The organism is Kitasatospora griseola (genome assembly GCF_044999035.1).
Lineage (GTDB): Bacteria > Actinomycetota > Actinomycetes > Streptomycetales > Streptomycetaceae > Kitasatospora > Kitasatospora griseola.
In genome coordinates this window covers 3158189-3184933 of the sequence record NZ_CP173360.1, presented here as the reverse complement: position 1 = coordinate 3184933, position 26745 = coordinate 3158189, and the positions used below count along the sequence as shown (strand labels likewise).

Annotated in this window: 23 protein-coding genes and 1 riboswitch; of the genes, 17 read left to right on the top strand and 6 right to left on the bottom strand. The window is 71.2% G+C overall.

Going from position 1 to position 26745, the window contains the following annotated elements; all coding sequences use genetic code 11:
* Positions 1-29: 29 nt before the first annotated feature.
* Positions 30-890: a geranyl diphosphate 2-C-methyltransferase gene (locus ACI1MP_RS14240; RefSeq protein WP_380333984.1), complete on the top strand. Its 861-nt coding sequence runs from the start codon at positions 30-32 to the stop codon at positions 888-890.
* Between the two features lie 91 nt (positions 891-981).
* On the opposite strand, the gene glgX is transcribed toward ACI1MP_RS14240, so the two are convergent.
* The gene (gene glgX, locus ACI1MP_RS14235; RefSeq protein WP_404868795.1) at positions 982-3180 is read right to left on the bottom strand and encodes a glycogen debranching protein GlgX; all 2199 of its coding nucleotides are present in this window, start codon (positions 3178-3180) and stop codon (positions 982-984) included.
* Between the two features lie 214 nt (positions 3181-3394).
* Here glgX and ACI1MP_RS14230 point away from each other — a divergent pair, with 214 nt between their 5' ends.
* The 4 genes from ACI1MP_RS14230 to ACI1MP_RS14215 all read left to right on the top strand — a co-directional run bounded on the left by ACI1MP_RS14230 (position 3395) and on the right by ACI1MP_RS14215 (position 8018).
* Complete coding sequence (locus ACI1MP_RS14230; protein WP_380333986.1) at positions 3395-4582, top strand: Ig-like domain-containing protein; 1188 nt, start codon at positions 3395-3397, stop codon at positions 4580-4582.
* Positions 4583-4746: 164 nt separating this feature from the next.
* A complete protein-coding gene (locus tag ACI1MP_RS14225) occupies positions 4747-6000 on the top strand; it encodes an Ig-like domain-containing protein (RefSeq protein ID WP_404868794.1) in 1254 nt (417 codons plus the stop codon).
* A gap of 196 nt (positions 6001-6196) precedes the next feature.
* The gene (locus ACI1MP_RS14220; RefSeq protein WP_404868793.1) at positions 6197-7363 is read left to right on the top strand and encodes an Ig-like domain-containing protein; all 1167 of its coding nucleotides are present in this window, start codon (positions 6197-6199) and stop codon (positions 7361-7363) included.
* A 103-nt stretch (positions 7364-7466) separates the two neighbouring features.
* A complete protein-coding gene (locus ACI1MP_RS14215; RefSeq protein ID WP_229847241.1) occupies positions 7467-8018 on the top strand; it encodes an ATP-binding protein in 552 nt (183 codons plus the stop codon).
* A gap of 343 nt (positions 8019-8361) precedes the next feature.
* On the opposite strand, the gene ACI1MP_RS14210 is transcribed toward ACI1MP_RS14215, so the two are convergent.
* From ACI1MP_RS14210 to gcvT, 4 genes are all read right to left on the bottom strand, one after another.
* Positions 8362-9729 carry an L-serine ammonia-lyase gene (locus tag ACI1MP_RS14210; protein ID WP_380333989.1) on the bottom strand — a complete coding sequence of 456 codons (1368 nt, stop codon included), beginning with the start codon at positions 9727-9729 and terminating at the stop codon, positions 8362-8364.
* Positions 9730-9881: 152 nt separating this feature from the next.
* The gene (glyA, locus tag ACI1MP_RS14205) at positions 9882-11150 is read right to left on the bottom strand and encodes a serine hydroxymethyltransferase (RefSeq protein ID WP_380333990.1); all 1269 of its coding nucleotides are present in this window, start codon (positions 11148-11150) and stop codon (positions 9882-9884) included.
* Between the two features lie 14 nt (positions 11151-11164).
* A complete protein-coding gene (gene gcvH, locus ACI1MP_RS14200) occupies positions 11165-11539 on the bottom strand; it encodes a glycine cleavage system protein GcvH (RefSeq protein WP_043916097.1) in 375 nt (124 codons plus the stop codon).
* 100 nt (positions 11540-11639) lie between these two features.
* On the bottom strand, positions 11640-12758 hold the full coding sequence (gene gcvT, locus ACI1MP_RS14195) for a glycine cleavage system aminomethyltransferase GcvT (RefSeq protein ID WP_380333991.1): 1119 nt from the start codon (positions 12756-12758) through the stop codon (positions 11640-11642).
* A gap of 150 nt (positions 12759-12908) precedes the next feature.
* Positions 12909-13014: riboswitch (glycine riboswitch) on the bottom strand.
* Between the two features lie 138 nt (positions 13015-13152).
* Here gcvT and ACI1MP_RS14190 point away from each other — a divergent pair.
* The 10 genes from ACI1MP_RS14190 (at position 13153) to ACI1MP_RS14145 (ending at position 24084) form a co-directional block, all read left to right on the top strand.
* Complete coding sequence (locus ACI1MP_RS14190) at positions 13153-13920, top strand: enhanced serine sensitivity protein SseB (protein WP_043916099.1); 768 nt, start codon at positions 13153-13155, stop codon at positions 13918-13920.
* 123 nt (positions 13921-14043) lie between these two features.
* On the top strand, positions 14044-14868 hold the full coding sequence (locus tag ACI1MP_RS14185; protein ID WP_404868792.1) for an enhanced serine sensitivity protein SseB C-terminal domain-containing protein: 825 nt from the start codon (positions 14044-14046) through the stop codon (positions 14866-14868).
* 548 nt (positions 14869-15416) lie between these two features.
* Complete coding sequence (locus ACI1MP_RS14180; protein WP_100587944.1) at positions 15417-16415, top strand: ABC transporter permease; 999 nt, start codon at positions 15417-15419, stop codon at positions 16413-16415.
* A 28-nt stretch (positions 16416-16443) separates the two neighbouring features.
* The gene (locus ACI1MP_RS14175) at positions 16444-18210 is read left to right on the top strand and encodes an ABC transporter substrate-binding protein (RefSeq protein WP_380333994.1); all 1767 of its coding nucleotides are present in this window, start codon (positions 16444-16446) and stop codon (positions 18208-18210) included.
* Between the two features lie 118 nt (positions 18211-18328).
* Positions 18329-19327 carry an ABC transporter permease gene (locus ACI1MP_RS14170; RefSeq protein WP_043916102.1) on the top strand — a complete coding sequence of 333 codons (999 nt, stop codon included), beginning with the start codon at positions 18329-18331 and terminating at the stop codon, positions 19325-19327.
* A complete protein-coding gene (locus ACI1MP_RS14165) occupies positions 19324-20370 on the top strand; it encodes an ABC transporter ATP-binding protein (protein WP_043916103.1) in 1047 nt (348 codons plus the stop codon). Before ACI1MP_RS14170 ends, ACI1MP_RS14165 begins: the two co-directional genes overlap by 4 nt.
* A 28-nt stretch (positions 20371-20398) precedes the next feature.
* Positions 20399-21448 carry an ABC transporter ATP-binding protein gene (locus ACI1MP_RS14160; protein WP_043916104.1) on the top strand — a complete coding sequence of 350 codons (1050 nt, stop codon included), beginning with the start codon at positions 20399-20401 and terminating at the stop codon, positions 21446-21448.
* Positions 21449-21564: 116 nt separating this feature from the next.
* Positions 21565-22476, top strand: coding sequence for a DUF6891 domain-containing protein (locus ACI1MP_RS14155; protein ID WP_404868791.1), 912 nt, complete (start codon positions 21565-21567; stop codon positions 22474-22476).
* 123 nt (positions 22477-22599) lie between these two features.
* Positions 22600-23379 carry a hypothetical protein gene (locus ACI1MP_RS14150; RefSeq protein ID WP_100587941.1) on the top strand — a complete coding sequence of 260 codons (780 nt, stop codon included), beginning with the start codon at positions 22600-22602 and terminating at the stop codon, positions 23377-23379.
* A gap of 45 nt (positions 23380-23424) precedes the next feature.
* Complete coding sequence (locus ACI1MP_RS14145) at positions 23425-24084, top strand: trimeric intracellular cation channel family protein (protein WP_100588107.1); 660 nt, start codon at positions 23425-23427, stop codon at positions 24082-24084.
* Here the strand turns inward: ACI1MP_RS14145 and ACI1MP_RS14140 are convergent.
* Positions 24020-24841, bottom strand: coding sequence for an IclR family transcriptional regulator (locus tag ACI1MP_RS14140; protein ID WP_363472454.1), 822 nt, complete (start codon positions 24839-24841; stop codon positions 24020-24022). The two genes, ACI1MP_RS14145 and ACI1MP_RS14140, sit on opposite strands and share 65 nt — an antisense overlap.
* Positions 24842-24943: 102 nt before the next feature.
* On the opposite strand from ACI1MP_RS14140, the gene ACI1MP_RS14135 reads away from it, so the two are divergent.
* The gene (locus tag ACI1MP_RS14135; RefSeq protein WP_380333996.1) at positions 24944-26125 is read left to right on the top strand and encodes a cysteine desulfurase family protein; all 1182 of its coding nucleotides are present in this window, start codon (positions 24944-24946) and stop codon (positions 26123-26125) included.
* Between the two features lie 51 nt (positions 26126-26176).
* Positions 26177-26668 carry a MarR family winged helix-turn-helix transcriptional regulator gene (locus ACI1MP_RS14130; protein WP_380333998.1) on the top strand — a complete coding sequence of 164 codons (492 nt, stop codon included), beginning with the start codon at positions 26177-26179 and terminating at the stop codon, positions 26666-26668.
* Positions 26669-26745: the final 77 nt, after the last annotated feature.

The following is a 26745-nucleotide window of genomic DNA, read 5'->3' as shown; positions in this document are numbered from 1 at the left end:
TTCACCGCCAGTTGAGGAGCATTGCGTCCATGACCACCACCGTCCCGAGCGCCACCAACGTGCTGCGGACCGCGTTCCAGAAGTCGGTCGCCAACTACTGGAACCTGGAGAAGGACCCGGTCAACATCAAGCTCGGTGAGGTCGACGGCCTCTACCACCACCACTACGGCCTCGGCCCGGTCGACCCCTCGGTGTTCGAGGGCCCGGACGAGACCCGCGACGAACGCATGATCAAGGAGATGCACCGGCTGGAGACCGCCCAGGCGGACGTGCTGCTCGACCACCTCGGCGACATCGCGCCCACCGACGCGCTGCTGGACGCCGGCTCCGGCCGCGGCGGCACCAGCATCATGGCCAACCACCGGTTCGGCTGCGAGGTCGACGGCGTCTCCATCTCCGAGCAGCAGGTGGCGTTCGCCAACGGGCAGGCGCACGAGCGCGGCATCGCCGACCGGGTCCGCTTCCACTTCCGCAACATGCTGGACACCGGCTTCCAGACCGCCTCCCGCCGGGCGATCTGGACCAACGAGACCACCATGTACGTGGACCTGTTCGAGGCGTTCGGCGAGTTCTCCCGCCTGCTCGCCCCCGGCGGCCGCTACGTCTGCATCACCGGCTGCTCCAACGACGTGATGGGCCTGCGCTCGAAGGCCGTCAGCCGGATCGACGAGCACTATATCTGCAACATCCACCCGCGCAGCCAGTATTTCAAGGCACTGGCCGCGAACAACCTGGTGCCGATCAACGTGGTCGACCTGACCGCCGACACCATCCCGTACTGGGAGCTGCGCGCCCGGTCCTCGGTGGCCACCGGCATCGAGGACCCGTTCCTGACGGCGTACAAGGAAGGCAGCTTCCACTATCTGATGATCGTCGCCGACCGGGTCTGACGGCCGATCGACAGGGAGGCCCGGGCCGCGCGCCCGGGCCTCCCCGCGTGTCGCCCCGGCCGGCCCGCCGGTTCGCCGTCCCGCCACCCCGTCATGCCGTCAGCAGCATCGCCGAGCGGCCGGTCAGGGTCGCCCCGGTGACGGGGGCGGGTTCCGGCGGACCGGCCAGGGCGGTGTCGACCAGCGGGCGGTGCGGGCCGGGCAGGGTGAAGTGCCGCGGCTCGGGGCCGGCGTTCAGCAGCAGCAGGAAGTCGGCGTCGTGCACCGGGCGGCCGTGCTGGTCCCGCTCGGACATGGCGCTGCCGGACAGCCGCAGCGCCAGCGCGTGGGTCGGGGCGAACCAGTCCGCCTCGGTCATCTCCCGCCCGTCCGGGGTGAGCCAGCTCAAGTCCCGCGGGCCGTCCGGCCCGGCGGGGCGGCCGGAGAAGAACGCCCGCTGCCGCAGCACCGGGTGGGCCCGACGCAGGTGGATCAGCCGGGCCGTCAGCTCGGTCAGCGAGCGCCACTGCGGGTCGTCCAGCAGCGACCAGTCCAGCCAGCCGGTCTCGTTGTCCTGGCAGTAGGCGTTGTTGTTGCCGCGCTGGGTGCGGCCCAGTTCGTCGCCCGCCGTCAGCATCGGCACGCCGCTGGACAGCAGCAGCGTGGTCAGCAGGTTGCGCAGCTGGCGCACCCGCAGCTCGCGGATCGCCGGGTCGTCGGTGTCGCCCTCCGCGCCGTGGTTCCAGGACCGGTTGTCGTCGGTGCCGTCCCGGTTGTCCTCGCCGTTGGCCAGGTTGTGCTTGCGGTCGTAGGAGACCAGGTCGCGCAGCGTGAAGCCGTCGTGCGAGGTGACGTAGTTGACGGAGGCGTAGGGGCGCCGGCCGCCGCGCTGGTACAGGTCCGAGGAGCCGGCGACCCGGGTGGCCAGCTCGCGCACGTCCGGCCGGGCGCCGCGCCAGAAGTCGCGCACGGTGTCCCGGTAGCGGTCGTTCCACTCGCCCCACAGCGGCGGGAAGCCGCCGACCTGGTAGCCGCCCGGGCCGACGTCCCACGGCTCGGCGATCAGCTTGACCCGGCTGAGCACCGGGTCCTGCGACACCGCGGCCAGGAACGGGTGCTCCATCTCCACCGCGTCGCTGCCGCGGGCCAGCGCCGCCGCCAGGTCGAAGCGGAAGCCGTCCACGCCCATCTCCGCCACCCAGTAGCGCAGCGAGTCGGTGATCAGCCGGATCACCTGCGGACGGCGGGTGTCCAGGGTGTTGCCGCAGCCGGTGTAGTCGGCGTAGCCGCGGCGCGAGCGGTCCAGCCGGTAGTAGCCGGCGTTGTCGAGGCCGCGGAAGGACAGCGCCGGGCCCATCGCCCCCGCCTCGGCGGTGTGGTTGAACACCACGTCGAGGATCACCTCGATGCCCGCCGCGTGCAGCGCCCGCACCATCCGCTTGAACTCGCCGACCTGCTGGCCCCGGCTGCCGGAGGACGAGTAGCCGGCGTGCGGGGCGAAGAAGCCCAGCGTGTTGTAGCCCCAGTAGTTGACCAGGCCGCGCTCCTGCAGGTGGTCCTCGCTGACGTGGTGGTGGACCGGCAGCAGCTCCACCGCCGTCACCCCCAGCCCCGTCAGGTGCGCGATCGCCGCCGGGTGCGCCAGGCCCGCGTAGGTGCCGCGCAGCTCCGGCGGGACGTCGGGGTGACGCATGGTGAAGCCGCGCACGTGCAGCTCGTACAGCACCGTCTCGGCCCACGGCGTCTTCGGGCGCTGGTCGTCGTACCAGTCGTCGGCGTCGTCCACCACCACCGCCCGGGGCACGTACGGCGCCGAGTCCCGGTCGTCCCGGACGGTGTCCGCGACGTCCCGCTCCGGCCAGCCGCGGACCGCCGAGCTCACCGCGTCGTGCGTGGTGCAGCCGCCGTCGACGGCCCGGGCGTACGGGTCGAGCAGCAGTTTGGCGGGGTTGTACCGGGCGCCCGTCCACGGGTCCCACCGGCCGTGCACCCGGTAGCCGTAGCGGGTGCCGGGCAGCACGCCCGGCAGGTAGCCGTGCCAGGTCTGGTAGGTCTGCTCGGTCAGCCGGTGCCGGCTCTCCCGGCCGCTCTCGTCGAACAGGCACAGGTCGACGGCCTCCGCGCCCGGCGCCCAGAGCGCGAAGTTGGTGCCCCGGCCGCCCTCGCCGTCGGTGCGGAACCGGGCGCCGAGCGGCTGCCAGCTGCCCGGCCAGGGCGGCGCCGGGGCGGGCCGGGGGGCCGAGCCGTTCAGCCGGGCGGCCGCGCGTGCCTCCCGGGGCGTGCCCGTACCCAGCTCCTGCCACGCCGTCATGGCGACCCTCCCAGCCGTCCGGGGGCCCGTCCCCGTTCTTCCGGTTGTTCCCTGTGCGACGGTGCGCGTCACCCTCGCCCGGGGTTCGTGACGCACCGTGACCAATCCTGTGCCCCGCGGAGCCGGGTGGGGAAACCATCCGGTCGTGTCCGGGAGACTCGATCGGTCGTTGAGCCCGGCATCGGGTGGTTTCGCGCGACAGCGGGAGGACGGCATGCACGCCGCGGCACGGCTCTGGGCACGCTGGGCGGCCGCGGCCGGACTGGTCCTGCTGACCGGCTGCTCCGGCCTGTTCACCTCGGCCGACGCCGGCCCGCCGGTCTCCCGCGCCAGGCTCGTGCTCAGCCCCGCCGACGGCGCGCAGGGCGTCCCGGTGGACGGCGCGGTCGAGGTGACGGTTGCCAGGGGCCGCCTGCTGGACGTCCGGCTGACCGACGGCAAGGGCGTCCCGGTGCCCGGCACCCTCGCCGCCGACGCCACCCGCTGGACGCCCGACGGCCGGCTCGACACCGCCACCGCCTACAGCCTCGACGTGACCGCCGAGGACGCCGACGGCCTGCGCGCGGTCCAGCACTCCGGGTTCGCCACGGTGCCGCCCGAGCACACCTTCGTCGCCTTCTTCACCCCCGAGGACGGCTCCACCGTCGGCGTCGGCATGCCGGTCTCGCTGCGCTTCTCCCGTCCGATCGAGAACCGCGCCGTCGTCGAGCAGGCCGTCTCGGTCACCGCCGACCCGCCGCAGGAGATCGCCGGCCACTGGTTCGGCGACCAGCGCCTCGACTTCCGCCCGGAGGGCTTCTGGCCGCCCGGCACCAAGGTCACGCTGGGGCTCCGGCTCAAGGACGTGGAGGGCGCGCGCGGCTACCTGGGCACCCAGCGCAAGGACGTCCACTTCACCGTCGGCCGGGCGCTGATCGCCGCCGTGGACCTGGACCGGCACCTCATGACGGTCCACCAGGACGGCCACCTGATCCGCACCCTGGAGGTCAGCGGCGGCAGCCCCGAGCACACCACCTACCTGGGCACCATGGTGGTCTCCGAGCGCTTCGAGGTGACCAGGATGAACTCGCGGACCGTCGGCCTCGGCGACGAGTACGACATCCAGGACGTCCCGCACGCGATGCGGTTGACCGCCTCCGGCACCTTCGTGCACGGCAACTACTGGTCCGACCGCGCCGTGTTCGGGGCCGCCAACACCAGCCACGGCTGTATCGGCCTGGCCGACCTCAAGGGCGGCAACGCCGACTCCCCGGCCGGCTGGCTCTGGCGGCACTCCCTGGTCGGGGACGTGGTGCAGGTGCACGGCTCGCACGGCGACCGGGTCTCGCCCGACAACGGCCTGAACGGCTGGAACCTGCCGTGGTCGCAGTGGACGGTGGGGCGGGCCACGGCAGTTCACTGAACCGGCACCCGGCTCCCTCCGAAGATTCACTCAGCTTCGCCGGTTATCCTTGCCCCCGCGCATGCCCGACCTGATCGGGAGCGCGGTGAGCGCATCCGACCCGGCGGAACATTCCCGGGCGTCACACGTGTTATCGCTGTGCAGACCTGGAGGGGAGCAGCGCGGTGAAGGCGGATCAGAAGGCCGAGTCCGGAATAGTCGTGGTGGGGAACGGGCGGCGTGCGCGTCGGGCCGCGGCGGCCCTGCTGGTGGGCGGCGTCATGCTGCTCGGGACGGCTTGCAGCAGCGGCGGCGGCAGTGGCGGCGGTTCGACCGACGCCAAGGGCGGCGGCTCCTCGTCCGCCTCGGACGCCGCGCCGAAGGTGTCGACCGCTCAGCTGACGGTCACTCCGGCCGACGGCACCGCCGACGTGGCGCCCAAGGACGGCCTGCAGGTGGCGGTGGCCAGCGGCAAGCTGACCGCGGTCACGGTGACCGACAAGAACGGCAAGGCGGTCACCGGCGAGATCGCCGCCGACGGCCTGAGCTGGAAGCCCGGCGAGCAGCTGGCGGTCGGCACCACGTACACGGTGAACGCGCAGGCGGTGGACTCGGCCGGCCTGGTGGCCGCCTCCACCACCACCTTCACCACGCTGACGCCGGCCAAGAAGATCGCCACCAACGACAACATCGCCGACAACGGCCAGTACGGCGTGGGCATGATCGTCTCGGTGAACTTCAGCAAGGCCGTCCAGAACAAGGCCGCGGTGCTGGCCGGCATCACGGTCGAGGGCGCGGACGGCACGGTGGCCAAGGGCCACTGGTTCGGTTCCTCCCGGCTGGACTTCCGGCCGGAGAACTACTGGAAGCCGGGCACCAAGGTGACCGTCAAGTACCGGCTGAAGAACGTCGAGGTCTCGCCCGGCGTGTACGGCGACGTCGACAAGGACGAGCCGTTCACCATCGGCCGCTACCAGGTCTCGACGGTCGACGCCGCGACCCACAAGATGACGGTCTCGCGCGGCGGCAGCGACACCCAGGTGATCCCGATCACCGCGGGCAACGACCAGAACCCGTCCTGGAACGGCACCATGGTCGTCGCCACCAAGGAAAAGATGACCCGGATGAACTCCGCCACGGTGTCCAACATCAAGGGCGACGAGTACGACGTTCCGGACGTCCCGCACGCGATGCGGCTGACCACCTCCGGCACCTACGTGCACGGCAACTACTGGAGCAGCGCGTTCGGTTCCACGAACGCCAGCCACGGCTGCATCGGCGTCTCCGACGCCAAGGGCGGCAGCGACAGCTCGGCGGCCGGCAAGTTCTTCAACTCGTCGATGGTCGGCGACGTGGTCAAGATCGTGAACTCCAAGGGCCAGACGGTCTCCGGGGACAACGGCCTGAGCGGCTGGACCATCCCGTGGAGCAAGTGGTAACCCGCACGGTCAACCGGCAACGACGGCCCGGCGATTTCGATCGCCGGGCCGTCGGCCGTTCGTGACCGTACCGGGACACATGGCTCGCAACGTTTCCCGCACTCGACCCGTCATATCAACAGAAAGACCTGTCAGCCGACAGGCAGGTGCGTGGGGAGAGCGGAACGTGAAGGCTATACGCGGGGGTTACGCGGTTGTGGGTGCGCTCGCGGGCGCCCTGGTGCTGATGGCCACGGCCGGCTGCAGCACGGACACGGCCAAGGCCGACAGTCCCAAGGCGGCCCCCAGCTCGGCCAAGCCGACGGTGTCGGCCGCGACCATCGCCATCGAGCCCGCCAACGGCACCGCCGACGTCAAGCCGTCCGGCGCGGTCAAGGTGTCCGCCGCCAACGGCAAGCTGACCTCGGTCAAGGTCACCGGCCCGGACGGGGTCGAGGTGAAGGGCGCCCTCGCCGCCGACGGCGCCTCGTGGGCGCCGTCCGACAACCTCAAGGTCTCCACCGCCTACACGGTGGACGCGCTCGCCGAGGACTCCCAGGGCGTGGTCGCCAACTCGCGTTCCACCTTCACCACCCTCACCCCGGAGAAGGACGCCGGCGTCAGCGACAACATCGCCGACAACGGCCAGTACGGCGTCGGCATGATCGTCTCGGTCCGGTTCGACCGGGCGGTGAAGAACAAGGACGCGGTGCTGGCCGGCATCACCTTCGAGGCCGCCGACGGCACCGTGGTCAAGGGCCACTGGTTCAACGACAAGCGGCTGGACTTCCGCCCCGAGAAGTTCTGGAACCCCAACACCAAGGTCACCATCCACTACAAGCTCAAGAACGTGGAGACCGCCCCCGGCGTGTACGGCGGCGTCGACAAGGACGAGCCGTTCACCATCGGCCGCTCGCAGATCTCCACCGCCGACGTGAACACCCACCGGATGGCGGTGGTCCGCGACGGCCAGCAGACCGACTCCATCCCGTTCACCGCGGGCAAGGCCGGCTTCGACACCTGGAACGGCACCATGGTGGTCGAGGGCATGGAGGGCAAGACCCGGATGACCTCCGCCGGCGTCACCAAGTCGGGTTCCGGCGACGAATACGATCTGGTGGTTCCGCACGCCATCCGGTTGACCGACACCGGCACCTACGTGCACGGAAACTACTGGAGCGGCAGCGTGATCGGGCGCTCCAACGGCAGCCACGGCTGCATCGGCCTGACCGACACCGAGGCCGGCAGTTCGAGCAGCCCGGCGGGCAAGTTCTACGACTCCACGCTGGTCGGCGACGTGGTCACGGTCGTCAACTCCAAGGGCCCGGTGGTCGACGCGGTCAACGGACTGGGCGGTTGGAACCTCGGCTGGTCGCAGTGGTAGTCGTAGGGCGCCCGTTCGGTTGCTGACGGCATATGCCAAATGAGCGGTGATCGTTTGCTCATTGTCCGTACGCGGCCGCCCACGTTCCGCAATGATGGGCCCCATGGCGGGATGGGGCGAAGCGGAACGGGCACTTCCATCGGTCGACACCCGCGGTGACGGCTCGTCAGGAGTCGGCGCCGCGGTGGTGCTCGCCGAACTGGAACGGATGACCGCGAACGAGATGGAACGCGCCTTCCTCGGCGTACTCGGTGACCCCGAGGCCGGCGAGGAGGTGCGACTTCCCTCCCGCCCGGAGTCGGCCGGCGTCGCGCGGCGACTGGTGCTCTCGGTCCTGGCGTCCTGGAAGCTCCACCACCTGCTGGAGGTCGGGGAGTTGCTCACCGGCGAACTGGTCGCGAACGCCGTGCGGCACGCCGGCGGGCGCATGATCGGCCTCAAGCTGGTGCGACGCCCCGGCTGGCTGCGGATCGAGGTCCGCGACTCCTCCCGGGCGATGCCCTGCCTGATCCTCGCCCCCGAGATCGGCCGCTACCAGAACGGGCACGGCCTGCGCGTGGTCGACGAGCTCTCCGACCGCTGGGGGGCGGATCTGCTGCCACGCGGCAAGGGCGTCTGGTTCGAGGTGAAGACCCGCGACCGATCAGTCCCCTGAACCCTCTGAACCCTCTGAAAAAACGATGCGGGGCCCCTGTCCGCGGTTGTTCGCGGTCCGGGGCCCCTGCGCGTCATCCGGCAGCCAAGGGGGTGCGTGCCGCCGGATGGAAGTGGCCGGGCGGTACCGCCCGACACCCATAACTATCGCACGTCTCGATGCCAAAAACAAGCCGAAACCAAGGTTTGTGTCGCACTTGGCCTTAGGATTCCAGGTGACCTCCGGATCATCTCATAATCCGGACTCCCGTCACCAGCCTCCGAAGGTCCCCGAACCCGGGACCTTCTAGCCATACCCCACCCCCTGCGGAGCCGGGTAGGCGCCGCCGGGGGTGGGGCGGGTGTCAGCACTCGATGACGTTGACGGCGAGGCCGCCGCGGGAGGTCTCCTTGTACTTGATCTTCATGTCGGCACCGGTCTCCTTCATGGTCTTGATGGCCTTGTCGAGGGAGACGTGGTGGCGGCCGTCGCCGCGCAGGGCCATCCGGGCGGCGGTGACGGCCTTGACGGAGGCCATGCCGTTGCGTTCGATGCAGGGGATCTGGACCAGGCCGCCGACGGGGTCGCAGGTGAGGCCGAGGTTGTGCTCGATGCCGATCTCGGCGGCGTTCTCGACCTGTTCGGGGGTGCCGCCGAGGACCTCGGCGAGGCCGCCGGCGGCCATCGAGCAGGCGGAGCCGACCTCGCCCTGGCAGCCGACCTCGGCGCCGGAGATGGAGGCGTTCTCCTTGAAGAGCATGCCGATCGCGCCGGCGGCGAGCAGGAAGCGGACGATGCCGTCCTCGTCCGCGCCGGGGATGAAGTTCAGGTAGTAGTGCAGGACGGCGGGGATGATGCCGGCCGCGCCGTTGGTGGGGGCGGTGACCACGCGGCGACCGGAGGCGTTCTCCTCGTTGACGGCCATCGCGTAGAGGGTGACCCACTCCATCGCGTTGCCGGGGCCGATGCCCTCGGCCCGCATCGCGCGGGCGGCGCTCGCCGCGCGGCGGCGGACCTTGAGGCCGCCCGGCAGGATGCCCTCGCGGGACATGCCGGCCGCGACGCACTCCTTCATGACCTCCCAGATCTCCAGCAGTCCGGTCCGGATCTCGGCCTCGGTGCGCCAGGCCTTCTCGTTCTCCAGCATCAGGCCGGAGATGGACAGGCCGGTCTCCCGGGCGAGCCGGAGCAGTTCCTCGCCAGTGCGGAAGGGGTAGCGGAGCGCGGTGTCGTCGGGCTTTACCCGGGCCTCGCCGATCGCCGCCTCGTCGACGACGAAGCCGCCGCCGACCGAGTAGTAGGTCTTTTCGAGCAGCACGGAGCCGGAGGCGTCGTAGGCCCACAGGGTCATGCCGTTGGCGTGGTACGGCAGGGCCTTGCGGCGGTGCAGGATCAGCTCGGTGTCGGGGTCGAAGGCGATCTCGTGCCGGCCCAGCAGGTTGAGGCGCTTGGCGGCGCGGATCCGCTCGACGTCGAGGTCGGCCTGGTCGACGTCGACGGTGCGGGGGGAGTTGTTCTCCAGGCCGAGCAGGACGGCCTTCGGGGTGCCGTGGCCGTGGCCGGTGGCGCCGAGCGAGCCGTACAGCTCGGCGCGGAGCGAGGCGACCTGGTCGAGGAGTCCTTCGGTGGCCAGCCGGCGGGCGAACATCCGGGCGGCGCGCATCGGGCCGACGGTGTGGGAGGAGGACGGTCCGATGCCGATGGAGAAGAGGTCGAAGACGCTGATGGCCACGGGGTGACGTCCTTGTCTGGTCTCGTGGAGTGGTCCGTCCGGTGGGACGGGGGGCTGCGCATGGAACGGGGCACCGCGCGCACGTCTTCCAGTGTGCGCGGTGCCCCGGGGGTTCCGGGCGGCCGCCGGGTGTCGGCGGCCGCTGGGAGGGGTTACAGCTCGGGGTACAGCGGGTGCTTCGCGGCGAGCGCGGTGACCCGGGCCTTGAGCGACTCGGCCTTGGCGGCGTCGAAGCCGGGCTTCAGGGTCTCGGCGATGACGTCGGCGACCTCGCGGAAGTCCTCGGCGTCGAAGCCGCGGGTGGCCAGCGCCGGGGTGCCGATGCGCAGACCCGAGGTGACCATCGGCGGGCGAGGGTCGTTCGGGACGGCGTTGCGGTTGACGGTGATGCCGACCTCGTGCAGGCGGTCCTCGGCGTCCTGGCCGTTGAGCTCGCTGTTGCGCAGGTCGACCAGCACCAGGTGCACGTCGGTGCCGCCGGACAGGACGGAGACGCCGGAGGCGGTCACGTCGTCCTGGAGCAGACGCTCGGCGAGGAGCTTCGCGCCCTCCAGGGTACGGCGCTGGCGGTCCTTGAACTCGTCGGAGGCCGCGACCTTGAAGGCCACCGCCTTGCCGGCGATGACGTGCTCCAGCGGGCCGCCCTGCTGGCCGGGGAAGACCGCGGAGTTGATCTTCTTGGCGAACGCGGCCTTGGAGAGGATGACGCCGCCGCGCGGGCCGCCCAGGGTCTTGTGGGTGGTGGTGGTGACCACGTCCGCGTACGGCACCGGGGAGGGGTGCAGTCCGGCGGCGACCAGACCGGCGAAGTGCGCCATGTCGACCATCAGCAGGGCGCCGACCTCGTCCGCGATGCGGCGGAACTCGGCGAAGTCCAGCTGGCGGGGGTAGGCGGACCAGCCGGCGATGATCAGCTTGGGCTGGTGCTCCTTGGCGAGGCGCTCGACCTCGGCCATGTCGACCTGGCCGGTCTTCTCGTCGACGTGGTACGCGGCCACGTTGTAGAGCTTGCCGGAGAAGTTGATCTTCATGCCGTGGGTCAGGTGACCGCCGTGGGCCAGGTTCAGGCCCAGGATGGTGTCGCCCGGCTGGATCAGCGCGAACATCGCCGCGGCGTTCGCCTGCGCGCCGGAGTGCGGCTGCACGTTGGCGTGCTCGGCGCCGAACAGCTCCTTGACCCGGTCGATGGCGATCTGCTCGACCACGTCGACGTGCTCGCAGCCGCCGTAGTAGCGGCGGCCGGGGTAGCCCTCGGCGTACTTGTTGGTGAGCACCGAGCCCTGGGCCTCCATGACCGCCACCGGGGCGAAGTTCTCGGAGGCGATCATTTCCAGGGTGGTCTGCTGGCGGTGCAGCTCGGCGTCGACCGCGGCGGCGATCTCCGGGTCGAGCGCGTGGAGGGACTGGTTGAGAACAGTCATGGGTGGACTCCCGGTCAGGCGCCGATGAGGGCGTTGTAGCCGTCGGCGTCGAGCAGCTCGTCGGTGGCCTCGACCCGGACCTTGAACAGCCAACCGCCCTCGAAGGGCTCCGAGTTGACCAGGGCCGGGTCGTCGATGACCTCCTGGTTGACCTCGGTGACCTCGCCGGTGGCGGGGGAGAAGAGGTCGCTGACCGACTTGGTGGACTCGAGCTCGCCACAGGTCTCACCAGCGGTGACGGTGTCACCCACCGCGGGGAGCTGGACGTAGACGATGTCGCCGAGGGCGTCGGCCGCGTGCGCGGTGATGCCGATCGTCGACACCCCGTCCACGGCGGCGGTCAGCCACTCGTGCTCCTTGGTGTACTGCAGGTGCGTGGGGTTGCTCATGACGTCATTCTCCAGGATCGCAAGAGGGGAGGGCGCGGCCGTCCGCTGTGCGGACGAACCGGAAAGAGCTGCTCGCGGCAGGTGAAGGGCCGACCTGGGGTCAGCGGGCGCGCTTGTAGAACGGCAGGGCGACGACCTGGACCGGCTCGGCCTTGCCGCGGACGTCCACCGCGACGGTGGCGCCCGGCTCGGCGTGCGCGGCGTCCACGTACGCGATGGCGATCGGCTTGCCCAGGGTCGGGGACGGCGAGCCGGAGGTGATCCGGCCGATCACGGCGCCCTCGGCGTCCACGACGGAGTACTCCGCACGCGGGACGCGGCGGCCCTCGGAGACCAGGCCGACCAGCTTGCGGGGCGGGTTGGCCTCGGCCGCGGCGGCGGCCTCCTCCAGCGCCTTGCGGCCGACGAACTCGCCGCCGTTGGTGGTCTTGTCGAAACGCACCACCCGGCCGAGGCCGGCGTCGAACGGGGTCAGCTCGGTGGACAGCTCGTGCCCGTACAGCGGCATGCCGGCCTCCAGGCGCAGCGTGTCGCGGCAGGACAGGCCGCACGGGACCAGGCCCTCGGCGGTGCCGGCCCCGGTCAGCGACGTCCACAGGTGCTCGGCGTCGGCCGGGGCGCAGAAGATCTCGAAGCCGTCCTCGCCGGTGTAGCCGGTGCGGGCCAGCCAGACCTGACGGTCCGCCACGGTGGCGGGCAGCAGGGCGTAGTACTTGAGGCCGGGCAGGTCGGCGTCGGTGAGCTTGGCCAGGATGCCGCCCGCCTCCGGGCCCTGGACGGCGAGCAGCGCGTAGGCGTCGCGGTCGTCGCGGACGGTGGCGTCGAAGCCGGCCGCGCGCTCGGTCAGGGCGTCCAGCACGACCTGGGCGTTGGAGGCGTTGGCGACCACCAGGTACTCGTCGTCCGCGGTGCGGTAGACGATCAGGTCGTCCAGGATGCCGCCGTCCTCGCGGCAGATCATGGTGTAGCGGGCGCGCAGCACGCCGAGGGCGGAGATGAAGCCGACCAGCGCGTGGTCGAGCAGCTCGCCGGCCTGCGGGCCGGAGACGGTGATCTCGCCCATGTGCGAGAGGTCGAACAGACCGGCCTTGGTGCGGACGGCGAGGTGCTCCTCGCGCTCGCTGCCGTAGCGCAGCGGCATGTCCCAGCCCGCGAAGTCGGTCATGGTGGCGCCGAGCGAGCGGTGCAGCGCGTCGAGCGCGGTCAGGCGGAGGGACACGACAGGACTCCCGGGATCTGGAAACGGGCAGGCTGGGGCGAATCTCCCCGTCTGTCGTCGAACCTGAGAGCTTCACCGCATCCCGGACAGGATGGCGGTTTGCACCGTGGGTGGGCGCACGGCGCGGCCGTGTCCACTTTCCAGATCTGCCTCGCCCGGGCGGTAGGGGGGCCTGAGAGATTCCGGGGAGGACTTGCTCCTTCGGCGCCGGTCGCGACCGTGGTGACGGTCGTTCCGGCTCTCCCGCGCGGGTTCGAGCGGCCGGTATGAAGTTTGGGCGGGCCCATCATGGCATGCCGCGAGCCCCTGGTGGGAGTGGGGTTCGCCGACAGTCGCCGCCGGGCGCCCGCGCACGCCGCTAACCTGATCGCAACCGTGAGTGTGGAGGGGCGAGATGGGGTTCCCGCTGGGTCAGGTTCCGGAAGGCGGGAGCTGGCCGGCCAACGAGCTGGAGCAGGTGCTGATGGCGGCCCTGGGCGATCCGGGCGCGACGCCCCGGGTGATCGAGGTGCTGGCGCGCAGCCAGGTGTGGATCCCGCTGCCGTCCGGCGCCGACCCGCAGTCCGGCGCGCTGGACCTGCCGACCCTGGAACTCGCGGGCGCGCCCTACGTGCCGGTGTACAGCTCGCAGGAGCTGTACCTGCAGCACGCGCCGGGCATCCCGTTCGCGATCGCCCCGATGTGGGAGTTCGCCCGGGGCCTGCCACTGGGCATCGGCATCGCGGTCAACCCGGAGGCGCCGGTGGGCATCCCGGTGCCGCCGGAGGGCGTCGGGGAGCTGCGGCGCGGCCCGCGCGGCGACCAGTGGGAGGCACAGGGCGTCACCGAGGGGGCCCGGGTGGCGCTCAAGGAGCCCGAGCCGCACCAGGAGCCGTTCGCCTTCCTGGCCGCCGCCACCGGGGAGCTCGCCGCCCTGCCGGGCGTGCTGACGGCCCGTCGGGCGCTGGCCCGGGTGGAGGGCGAGTCGACGCTGCTGTACATCGGCGTCCAGCTGGACCCGGTGGACCCCGCCGACCCCGGCGACGTCAACCTGGCGCTCGGCCGGGCGCTCGGAACCGCGGCGCCGAGCTGGGGCGTCCACCTGGTGCTGCTCGACCTGGTCGCCGACCCGGTGGTGGACTGGCTGCTGGGACGGGTACAGCCCTTCTATGTGCGGCCGTGACCCCGGACGTCTTTTCGCGGGCCCGGATCCGGGACGGCGGCATGACGGCTGTCGGGCACGCCCCATAGGGTTGCCCCGGCACACCGCGGCGCGGTGGACGTGGACGAGAAAGAGGGCGGCGACGTGACGGGAGCAACCGGCGACCCGGGCGCGATCGAGCGCGCCCTCGCAGCGGTCGCACCGGAGCGCTGGGAGGCGTACGAGGGGCTGCTGCGCGCCCTCGCGAACGGGCAGGTCTGGATGCTGCTGTGGCACGGCAGCCCGGGCAGCCCGGACGCCCAGTACGGGAACATGGATGTCGGCGGGCACGGCTATGCGCCCTGCGTGACGTCCCCCGGGCAGCTGGCGGCCAGCGGCTGGTCGCGCGGCCACGAGGTGGTGTCCGGGCCGGAGATCGCCGGCTCGCTGTACCGCTCCCGCTGGGGCCTGTGGCTGGACCCGCACCGCCCGGGCGGCGGCGTCGGCGTGCCGTGGGCCGACCTGCGGCGGATCGCCGTCGGCCTGGACCGGCTGCCGGCCGGGCCGCTGCGGATCTCCGAACCGGCGGTGCAGGCACCGCAGTTCTTCGCCGTGCTGGACCAACAGGCCGCCGAGGTGCGCCCGTTGCGCGCGCTGTGGCGGGCCTGGGTGCAACCGGTGCTGGGCGAGCCGTACTTGGCGATCGGGCTGGACCTGTACGACACCTCTCCGCCGGCCGTCGAGGCCGCCCGGGCGCTGGTGCAGCGGGCCGCCGCGCACGCCCCCGAGGGGCCGGCCGTCTCGACCGTGCTGATGGCCGACGAGTTCGACCCGGTGGTGATGTGGCTGCGGGCCAACGCCCGCCCGTTCGTCGACCGGCAGGGCGCGCCGGGGCCCTACCCCACCGGTTTCGGTTACGCAGCGCAACCGCCGGCCAGGCCCGCGCCGGGCTGGCCGCAGCCTCAGTGGCCGGGATATCCGGGGCGCTGAGACCGCCCGGGCAGAACGCAGGAGGACCCCCGTACGAACCTTCTTTTCGAGGTCGGCGGGGGTCTTTTGCTGTGCCGTGATCTACGCGTGCCACCCGACGCGCCACCTGGCGTTTCCTCGCCACTGGCGGGGTGTCGTCAGTGCATGCCTTGACGTGCCCTCGGCACCTGTGTGAAGAGCGATATACCAGCGCAACGAATGTGCATGCCTACAGATCACAGTTAGGCATCCTTCGGGATGAGGGTCTTCCGTCCGGTACTCGCCATGACAGAGAGTGCTGCCCAATGCGGAGCGCGAGACGATCCTCACGAAGGTGAACGTGCCGCCGCCACAGCATGAACCGCACGATGCGCATCTCCGTGCGGCAGCACCATGCGCGCCGGGGCACTCCGCCCGGCGTCGAACGGCACCACCCCGCAACGCCCTGCTTGCCAAACGCACTTCTGCACCGCCGCAACGGCACCCGGCACCACCGCAACCGCTCTGCCTTCCGCACCAAACGCGACTCTGTGGGCCGGCCACCGTCGGCGAGGGGAACGAACTGACTCATGACCACACCCACCGAGACCTCGGGTCCGCCGGCCGGCGCGCAGCCTGACGGCGCGTCAACTGACCTGCCGGCCAAGAAGATCGAGGGTCGCTCCCCGGGCCGCATCGCCTGGGACCGCCTCAAGCGCGACAAGGTCGCGCTGGCCGGCGGTGTCGTGGTGATCCTCCTGGTGCTCGCGGCGATCTTCGCGCCGGTGCTCTCCGCGCTGTTCGGACACCCGCCGAACGAGCCGCACGCCGACCAGATCAACCCCGATCTCGGCCTGCCCAAGGGCGCGTTCGGCGGTATGAGCAGCGAGTTCCTGCTCGGCGTCGACCCGGTGTTCGGCCGCGACGTGTTCTCCCGTGTCCTCTACGGCGCGCAGATCTCGATGCTGGTGGCGCTCGGCGCGGCCCTGCTGTCGGTCAGCATCGGCGTGGTCATGGGCGTCACGGCCGGTTACTTCGGCGGCTGGGTGGACGCGTTCATCAGCCGGCTCATGGACATCCTGCTGTCCTTCCCGCAGCTGCTGTTCAGCATCGCGCTGGTGTCGGTGATCCCCAACTCGGTCCTCGGCCTGGGCGACACCACCGTGCGCGTGTGCGTGCTGGTGCTGGTGATCGGCTTCTTCGGCTGGCCCTACATCGGACGCATCGTCAGAGGCCAGGCCATGTCGCTGCGCGAGCGCGAGTTCGTCGACGCCGCCCGCAGCCTGGGCGCCGGCCGCGCCCACATCCTGTTCCGTGAACTGCTGCCCAACCTGGTGGCGCCGATCCTGGTCTACGCGACCCTGATCATCCCCACCAACATCCTGAACGAGGCGGCGCTCAGCTTCCTCGGGGCCGGTGTCCGCCCGCCCAGCGCCTCGTGGGGGCAGATGCTCTCCGACGCGGTCCGGATCTACCAGGCGGATCCCACCTACATGGTGATCCCCGGTCTCGCCATCTTCATCACCGTGCTCGCCTTCAACCTGTTCGGCGACGGCCTGCGCGACGCGCTCGACCCCAAGGGCAACTGAGCCCGCAACTCTGGAGGTTCCCCAACCCATGAAGCGAAACAGGACGCTCGCGGTCGCCGCCCTCGCGGCCACTCTCGCGCTCACCGCCACCGCCTGCGGCGGCAGCAAGGACGAGTCGAACGACGGTGGCACCAAGGGCACCGCGGCGGGCTTCAACGCGGCCGTCGACAAGGTGGTGAACCCGTCCGACAAGAAGGGCGGCACCCTCAACATGTGGACCACCACCGACGTGGACTCGCTCGACCCCGGTCGCGCGTACTACGCCTCGGTGTGGAACTTCGAGCGCTTCTACACCCGCACCCTGCTGGCCTTCGACGGCAAGCCGGGCAAGGAGGGCCTGAAGCTGGTCCCCGACCTGGCCGCCGCCCAGCCGGAGATCTCCGCGGACGCCAAGACCTACACCTTCAAGCTGAAGCCGGGCCTGAAGTTCGAGGACGGCTCCGTCATCACCTCGAAGGACATCAAGTACGGCGTCGAGCGCATCTTCGCGCAGGACGTCATCTCCGGTGGCCCGACCTACCTGATCAACGAGCTCGACCAGGGCCAGAACTACAAGGGCCCCTACACCGACGCGGACCCGAACAAGCTGGGCCTGAAGTCGGTCACCACCCCGGACGACAACACCATCGTCTTCTCGCTGGCCAAGCCCAACTCGGACTTCCCGTACCTGCTGGCCATGGGCTCCGCCGCCCCGGTCCCGCAGAAGCTGGACACCGGCTCCCAGTACGGCCAGAAGCCGGTCTCCTCCGGCCCGTACAAGTTCAAGTCGGCCGAGCCGGGCAAGGGCTACGAGCTGGTCCGCAACGAGAACTGGGACGCCGCCTCCGACCCGTTCCGCAAGGCGCTGCCGGACGTCGTCAAGCTGACCGTCACCACCAACGCCGACGACATGGACACCCAGCTGCTGGCGAACACCGCCGACCTCGACTGGGCCCAGACCGGCCTGTCGCAGGCCGCGCAGGTCAAGGTGCTGCAGGACCAGGCGCTGAAGGCCAACACGGACGACCCGTACAACGGCTTCATCCGCTACATCACCGCCGTCCCGACGGTCGCCCCGTTCGACAACGAGCACTGCCGCAAGGCCGTCCTGTACGCGGCCGACACCACCGCCCTGCAGACCGCCCGCGGCGGCTCGGTGGCCGGCTCGCTCTACGGCTCGATGCTGCCCCCGAACATCCTCGGCTCGGACGACTACGACCCGTTCAGCCTGGCCCAGGGCAAGCCGAACCTCGACAAGGCCAAGGAAGAGCTGAAGGCCTGCGGCAAGCCCGAGGGCTTCAAGACCAACATCGCGGTGCGTGGCAACAAGCCGAAGGAGGTCAACTCCGCGGTGGCGCTGCAGACCGCCCTCAAGGCCGTCAACATCGACGTCACGGTCCAGCAGTACGACGGCAAGCTGATCGCCTCCGAGATCGGCGCGCCCGACGTGGTCAAGGCCAAGGGCTACGGCCTGATCGTGATGGGCTGGGGCGCCGACTTCCCGACCGGCTCCGGCTACCTGCAGCCGCTGGTCGACGGCCGCTTCATCCCGAGCAACGGCAACAGCAACTACGCCGAGATCAACGACCCGGAGATCAACGGCTGGTTCGACCAGGCCGCGGCGCAGACCGACCCGGCCAAGGCCGCCGAGCTGTACAAGAAGATCAACCACAAGGTCGTCGACGGCGCCTACTACCTGCCGATCGTCGCCGACAAGGCCCTGAACTGGCGCAACCCGCGCCTGACCAACGTCTACATCACCGACGCGTTCGGCGAGGTGGACTTCCAGGCCCTCGGCGTCTCCGACGGCAAGTGACCTGACCTTCTCCCTTAGTTCGCACCGCTAGTCCGAAGGGCAGGTGAAGGCCCTGCCCGGGCCGGCCGGGAAACCCCTACCGGGGAACCCCGGCCGGCCCGTGGCAGGGCCGACCGCAGTGCTCGTGTATCTCTTCAGGCGACTGATCAACGTCGTCCTCATGCTGCTGGTGGTCGCTGCGGTGACCTTCGGCATCTTCTTCATGGTGCCCAAGCTCACCGGAACCGACCCCGCGCTGCTCTACGTGGGCAAGATCGCGGACAAGGTGGCCGTCGAGGGTATCCGCCACAAGATGGGCCTCGACAAGTCGATCGTCGAACAGTTCTGGCTCTTCCTGAAGGGCATCGTCGTCGGCCGTTCCTACAACGCCGGTACCGACGTCACCCACTGCTACGCCCCCTGCCTGGGTTACTCGTTCAAGACCGAGCGCGAAGTCTGGCCGCTGCTGCTCGACCGGGTCGGCGTGGACTTCTCGCTCGCCATCGGCGCCTCGATCCTGTGGCTGGTGCTCGGCACCGCCACCGGCATCGTCTCCGCGCTGCGCCGCGGCACCGCGCTGGACCGCATCTCGATGTCGGTCGCGCTGGCCGGCGTCTCGCTGCCGATGTACTTCACCGGCCTGGTCTCGCTCGCGATCTTCGTCGGCCAACTCGGCTGGTTCCCACGCAAGTACACCGACTTCACCGCCGATCCGGTGGCCTGGTTCCAGGGACTGGTGCTGCCGTGGGTCACCCTGGCCTTCCTGTTCGCGGCGACCTACGCCCGACTCAGTCGGGCCACCCTGCTGGACGTGCTCGGCGAGGACTACATCCGCACCGCGCGCGCCAAGGGCCTCAGGGAACCGGTGGTCATCGGCAAGCACGCCCTGCGCTCCACGCTGACGCCGATCCTGACCATCTTCGGCATGGACCTCGGCGGCCTGCTGGGTGGCGCGGTGCTCACCGAGAACACCTTCAACCTGCGCGGGCTCGGCTACGAGGCGGTCCAGTCGATCGCCTCCAGCGACCTGCCGGTGATCATGGGCGTGACGCTCTTCGCCGCGTTCTTCATCGTGATCGCCAACCTCCTGGTTGACCTGCTGTACGCCGTCGTCGATCCCCGGGTGAAGCTGGCATGAGCAACACTGACAAGCCTTTCCTCTCCGTCCGCGACCTCAAGGTGCACTTCCCGACCGACGACGGACTGGTCAAGTCCGTCAACGGCCTGAGCTTCGACCTGGAGCGCGGGAAGACCCTGGGCATCGTCGGCGAGTCCGGCTCCGGAAAGTCCGTCACCTCGCTGTCGATCATGGGCCTGCACCGCACCGGCACCAAGCGCGGCGCCCCGCAGATCTCCGGCGAGATCTGGCTGGACGGCCAGGAGCTGGTCTCCGCCGACCCGGACCAGGTGCGCAAGCTCCGGGGCAAGAAGATGGCGATGATCTTCCAGGACCCGCTGACCGCGATGCACCCGTACTACACGGTCGGCGCCCAGATCATCGAGGGCTACCGGGCCCACCACCCGGGCACCTCCAAGAAGGTCGCCCGCACCCGCGCCATCGAGATGCTCGACCGGGTCGGCATCCCGCAGCCCGACAAGCGGGTCGACAACTACCCGCACGAGTTCTCCGGCGGCATGCGCCAGCGCGCCATGATCGCCATGGCGCTGGTCAACGACCCCTCGCTGCTGATCGCCGACGAGCCGACCACCGCCCTGGACGTCACCGTCCAGGCGCAGATCCTCGACCTGATCCGGGACCTGCAGAAGGAGTTCGGCTCCGCCGTCATCATCATCACGCACGACCTGGGCGTGGTCGCCGAGATCGCCGACGACATCCTGGTCATGTACGGCGGCAAGCCCGTCGAGCGCGGCCCCGCCGCGACCATCTTCGAATCCCCCGAGCACCCCTACACCTGGGGCCTGCTCGGCTCGATGCCCCGTCTCGACCGGGAGCTCCAGGACCGGCTGATCCCGGTCAAGGGCACCCCGCCGAGCCTGATCAACGTGCCGTCCGGCTGCGCGTTCCACCCGCGCTGCCCGTACGCCGAGCTCACCGGCGGCCGCTCCACCGGCGAGGTGCCCGTGCTCGCCGAAGCCGTACCCCGGCACTACGCCGCCTGCCACCTGCCGATCGCCGAACGCCACCGGATCTTCACCGAAGAGATCGCGCCCCGGCTGTGAGCACGTACCACCCACTTGGAGACAACCGATGACGGACAGCCAGACGGCGGCCCCGCAGGCCGCGAAGGTGCCCGCCCAGGCACCCGGCCCGGACCGTGAACCCCTGCTGCGGGTCACCGGGCTGACCCGGCACTTCCCGGTCACCAAGGGCCTGCTGAAGCGTCAGGTCGGCGCGGTGCGCGCCGTCGACGGCATCGACTTCGAGGTCATGGCCGGCGAGACGCTCGGCGTGGTCGGCGAGTCCGGTTGCGGCAAGTCCACGATGGGGCGCCTGGTCACCCGGCTCGACGAACCCACCAGCGGGAAGATCGAGTTCGAGGGCGCCGACATCACCCACCTGGGAGTCTCGGCGATGCGGCCGTACCGCCGCGACATCCAGATGATCTTCCAGGACCCGTACTCCTCGCTGAACCCCCGGCACACCATCGGCACCATCGTCGGCGCGCCGTTCCGGCTCCAGAACGTCCAGACCGAGCACGGCGTCAAGAAGGCCGTCCAGGACCTGCTGGAGCTCTGCGGACTCAGCCCGGAGCACTACAACCGCTACCCGCACGAGTTCTCCGGCGGCCAGCGCCAGCGCATCGGCATCGCCCGCGCGCTCGCCCTCCGCCCCAAGATGATCGTCGCGGACGAGCCGGTCTCCGCCCTGGACGTCTCCATCCAGGCCCAGGTGGTCAACCTGCTGGACGACCTCCAGAAGGAGCTCGGCCTGACCTACCTGATCATCGCGCACGACCTCTCGGTGGTCCGGCACGTCTCCGACCGGGTCGCCGTGATGTACCTCGGCAAGGTGGTGGAGATCGCCGACCGCGACTCCCTGTACGCCGAGCCGATGCACCCCTACACCAACGCCCTGATGTCCGCGGTGCCGGTCCCCGACCCGCGACGCAAGGAGCGCCGCGAGCGGATCCTGCTCACCGGTGACGTCCCGTCGCCGCTCAACCCGCCGTCGGGCTGCCGGTTCCGCACCCGCTGCTGGAAGGCGCAGGACATCTGCGCGAGCCAGGAGCCCCCGCTCAGCGCTGCGCGGCCGGGGCACCAGGTGGCGTGCCACTTCCCGGAGAACGCAGGCGAGTAGTCGGACACCCGAGGTCCGTCCCGGGAGGGGGTTCCCTCCCGGGGCGGACCTTCGCCGTTCACGGGCGGTGGCCGGCGCCCGCCGGCCTGACAGTGCCGGGTGGGAAAGTGGCGGACATGCTTCAGATCGCGGTGCGGGACCAGGCGGACGTGGTGCGGGTGCGGGTGTCGGAGGACGAACTCGTCGACACGGTGCGGGACATGGCGTACGCGAGTGGGACGTTCGTGGTGCTGCAGCGGGTGCCGGACCTGCCGGACACGTATGCGCAGGCGTGCCCGGAGAACGGGGCGTGGACGGTGGAGTACCGGGCGGGGAGCCCCGCGCGGCACTACGGGACGCAGGTGGAGGACGTGGAGCAGGTCGCCGCGCTGCTGCTCGGGTGGGCGCGGGAGGACGAGGGCTGGGACGTCGGGGCCGCGTGGGAGCGGATCGACTTCGGGCCGGATCCGGAGCCCGCGCCGCTGGAGCTGTCCGAGCAGGACGAGCGGACCCTGGTCGCCGAGGTGCGGCGGCTGCTGGTGGAGGGTTACACGACCCTCGCGCGGGCGGCCGAGGCCGCGGAGGAGTGCCTGGTCGACAAGGGCGTCCGACCGGTCACGAAGGACCAGGCGAAGCAGCTGGTCGACCGGATGTGGCTGGAGCGGGTCGCCGAGCAGCGGAGCTGGGTCGGCGAGACCGATCCGGAACGGGTGGCGCGGGCGTTCGCCGCGCTGGAGTCGGGCGGCATCACGGCCCGGGAGAACTTCACCTGCTGCCGCAGCTGCGGCAACGGGGAGATCCGGGCGGAGAACCCGGAGGCGCGCGGCTTCGTGTACTTCCACTCCCAGTGCACCGAGGGCGCGGCGTCCGGCCAGGACCTGTGGCTGCTGTACGGCGGCTTCGACGACTCGGCGGAGACCACGGCGGCCGTCGGCCGGGAGGTCGTGGCGGCGCTGGAGGAGTGCGGCCTGACGGTCCGTTGGGACGGCGGCCCGGACGAGGCGATCCGGGTCACGGGCCTGGACTGGCGGCGTCGGCTGGTCGGCTAGTCCGAGTGCGGCAAGGCCGTCCTTCGTCCGGCGCAGCAGGGGGCGCGAGCTGTTGCCCGGGCGGTGGGGGTGCCTTGAGCTGGACCGGAATGTCCCGGCTCCCGCGCGAGGGGTAGGTCCACCATGCTGTCGGCCCGCAGTCTGTTCCAGGAGATCCACGACGACGACCGGGCGTTCCGGCTGTTCTGCTCGATCGCGGCCAAGGGGGAGGACCAGGGCGGCTGGGAGAACGGCCGGATCGCCCGGCTGGTGCCCGATCAGGAACTGGCGCCGAAGGTGGCCCGGCACGGCGCGGACGAGGACAAGCACGGGCGGATCTTCAAGGCGCTGATGCACAAGCGCGGCCTCGATCCGGCCGAGGTCCCGGACGAGACCGACTACACGATGATCCTGGAGCGGCAGGGCATCGGCCTGGCGCACGCCCGGCTGCGCCGGGACGAGCCGCTGACCGAGCAGGACGTGATCACGTACCTGGCGCACAGCAGGGTGACCGAGCAGCGGGCGTCCGAGCAGATGCTGATGCTGAAGCGGATCTTCGGCGACCACCCGGAGCTGGGCCGGGCGGTGCGGATGATCTCCAACGACGAGGACAACCATCTGGCGTTCTGCCACGAGGAGTTGCTGCGGCTCGCGTACCACGGGCACGGCCGGCTGATCCTGGACACCCTGCAGGAGACCGCCCGGGCGGAGATCCGCACCTACCGGGACGTCAGCCTGGCGGTGATGGCGCACCTGGGGGAGCTGTTGCGCTGGCCGCGGGCGAAGTCGGCGGCGCTGGCGGCGGGCATCCACGCGGTGCACGGGTTCGAGCGGGCCGGCGGGTGGCGGCGGATGACGACGCTGCGGATGCCCGCCAAGCTGAACGCGCTGGGCGGGCCGGCGCCGCACGAGTCGTTCGTCTGACCGCCCGGCGATCGGCGCCGGTCGGGCGACGTGGACACTGACCAGGTGACATCCGAGATCTTCCCGCACGACGTCCAGCAGATCCTCGACCTGGTGGGCATTTTCGTCTTCGCGCTGTCCGGCGGCCTGATGGCGGTCCGGAAGAACATGGACATCTTCGGCATCTGCGTGCTGGCCGAGGCCACCGCGCTGGGCGGCGGCGTGCTGCGGGACCTGGTGATCGGCGCGCTGCCGGTGGCGGCGTTCACCAACTCCGGCTACCTCCCGACCCCGTTGGTGGCCGGGGTGGTGGTGTTCTTCCTGCACCCGGAGGTGGAGCGGATCACCCGGGCGGTGATGGTGCTGGACGCGGCGGGCCTCGGCCTGTTCGCCGTCACCGGCACCATCAAGGCGCACGACTACGGGCTCGGCGCGGTCGCCTCGGTGGCCTGCGGCATGCTGACCGCGGCGGGCGGCGGCGTGGTCCGTGACGTGCTGGCGATGGAGCCGCCCTCGCTGCTGCGCTGGGACCGGGAGATCTACGCGGTGCCGGCGCTGATCGGCGCGGCGATCACGGCGCTGCTGATCGGCATCGGGCAGCTCACCCCGGTGAGCGCGGCGCTGGCGGCGGTGGCCGCGTTCACGGTGCGGATGCTGGCGCTCAAGTACGGCTGGCGCGCACCGCGTGCTTGGCACCGCAACGGTTCTCGCACCAGCGAGGAGTAGGGGAGCCGCCGTACGCCAGCGAGATCGCCTCGACCGTGCAGAGCAGTTCCGGCAGCAGCTTGGAGAGCTCGACGACCGAGGCGACCCGGACCGGGGCGGAGATCGAGCAGGCGGCGATCGCGGTGCCCTCGGTGCCGGCGATCGGTGCGGCGATGCAGTTCACCGACTCGTGGTACTCGGCCTGGTCGGCCGCCCAGCCGAGCCGCTGCACCTCGGCGAGCTGGTCCCGCAGCGCCTGCGGGTCGCGGATGGACTGCGGGGTGCGGGCCGGGAACTCGGCCTCGGCGAGGAAGGCGGCGAGCCGGTCCGCGGGCAGGTCGGCGAGCAGCACCTTGCCGGCGGCGGTGGCCACCGCGGGGGCGCGCCGGCCGATCCGGCTGTCCTCGCCCAGCCAGCCCTGGCCGGTGTCCGGGTAGCGGGCGTCGACCTTGTCCAGGTAGAGCACCTCGTCGCCCTCCAGCACCGACAGGTGGACGGTGTGCCCGTACCGCTCGTTCAGCACCGCCAGGTAGGGGGCGGCGACCTGGCGGATGTCGATGCCCTCCAGCGCCTGGTGGGCGAGGGCGAAGAGTCGGCCGCCGAGCCGGTAGCGGTGGTCGGACTGCCGGGTGACGAAGCCGTGTTCCTGCAGGGTGCGCAGCAGCCGCAGGGCGGTGGACTTGTGCACCCCGATCCGGGACGCGGCCTGCTCCAGCGAGGCCGGGCCCTCACCGAGCGAGGCCAGGATGGTCAGCGCGCGGTCGACCGTCTGGGACATGGCCCTCCCCTCTCACAGCGGCGTGGCCGGAAGGCTAACGGCGCGTTGCAGAGGGTGCAATGGCCAAATCGTGACCCGTGGGCCGCCTACACTGGTCCCGCTATGGCTTACCTCGACCACGCCGCCACCACCCCGATGCTGCCCGAGGCGATCGCCGCGATGACGGCGCAGTTCGGGGTCGTCGGCAACGCCTCCTCGCTGCACACCGCCGGGCGGCGGGCCCGCCGGGTGATCGAGGAGTCCCGGGAGTCGCTGGGCGAGTCGCTGGGCGCGCGGCCCAGCGAGATCGTGCTCACCGCGGGCGGCACCGAGTCCGACAACCTGGCGGTCAAGGGCCTGTTCTGGTCCCGGCGGGCCGCCGACCCGGCCCGCCGCCGGGTGCTGAGCAGCCCGGTCGAGCACCACGCGGTGCTGGACGCGGTGCACTGGCTGGCCGAGCACGAGGGCGCCGAGGTCGAGTACCTGCCGGTGGACGCGGTCGGCCGGGTGCACCCCGAGGCACTGCGGGAGGCGATCGGGCGGGCTCCGGAGACGGTCGCGCTGGTCACCGTGATGTGGGCCAACAACGAGGTCGGCACCGTCCAGCCGGTCCGCGAACTCGCTGCGGTGGCCGCCGAGTTCGGCATCCCCATGCATGCGGACGCGGTGCAGGCGCTGGGCCAGGTCCCGGTGTCCTTCGCGGACTCCGGGCTGACCGCGCTCACCGTCACCGGCCACAAGATCGGCGGCCCGTACGGGGTCGGCGCGCTGCTGCTGTCGCGCTCGGCGACGCCCGTTCCGCTGCTGCACGGCGGCGGTCAGGAGCGCGACGTCCGCTCCGGGACGCTGGACGTGCCCGGTGCGGCCGGGTTCGCGGTGGCGGCGGAGCTGGCCGTCGAGCGGCAGCCCGAGTACGCGACGGGCGTCGGCATGCTGCGCGACGACCTGGTCGCGGTGGTCCGGGCGGCCGCGCCCGACGCGCTGCTGAACGGCGACCCGGATCCGGCGGGCCGGCTGCCCGCCAACGCGCACTTCTCCTTCCCCGGCTGCGAGGGCGACGCGCTGCTGATGCTGCTGGACGCGGCGGGCGTGGAGTGCTCCACCGGCTCGGCCTGTTCGGCGGGCGTCCCGCAGCCCAGCCACGTGCTGCTGGCGATGGGCGTGGCCCCCGAACTCGCCCGCGCCTCGCTGCGGTTCTCGCTCGGCCACACCTCCACCCGGGCGGACGTGGCGGCGCTGGCCGCCGCGCTGCCCGGTGCGGTGGAGCGGGCCCGGCGGGCCGGGCTGGTGCGCTCCGTCCGCTGACCCGGTTCGTTCCGCAGCGGAACCGTCTGCTGGCGGACGTATTCTGGGGGCATGAGCGCACCCATTCCCGAGCGCACCGTCCGTGACCTCACCGGGTTGCTGGTCCAGGCCGCGCACGCCATGAACACCCGTCTGTCGCTGGCCCTGGCCGAGATCGACAGCTCCCCGCGCAAGCACTGCGTGCTGCTGCACGCCATCGAGGCCGAGCGCACCCAGTCGCAGCTGGCGGCGATCGCCGGGCTGGACAAGACCACCATGGTGGTCACCGCCGACGAGCTGGAGCGGGACGGCCTGGCCGAGCGCCACCCGTCCGCGACCGACCGGCGGGTGAAGGTCATCCGGGTCACCCCGGCCGGCGAGGAGCTGGTGCGGCGCGGCGAGGTGATCGTCGACCGGGTGCACGGCGAGGCGCTGGGCGAGCTGTCCGCCGGGGAGCGGCAGGTGTTCGTGGACGCGCTGGACCGGCTGCAGAAGGACGTGGAGTTCCCGATGGCGGGGGAGGGCGGCACGGTGCGGAAGCCGCGGCGGGCCCGGCAGGGGTAGCGGCCCGGTCAACCGGTCCGTTCTGGATCGTCTATTACGAAACCATCTGTTACGGTCTCTCTTGTTGAGGGAGCGCG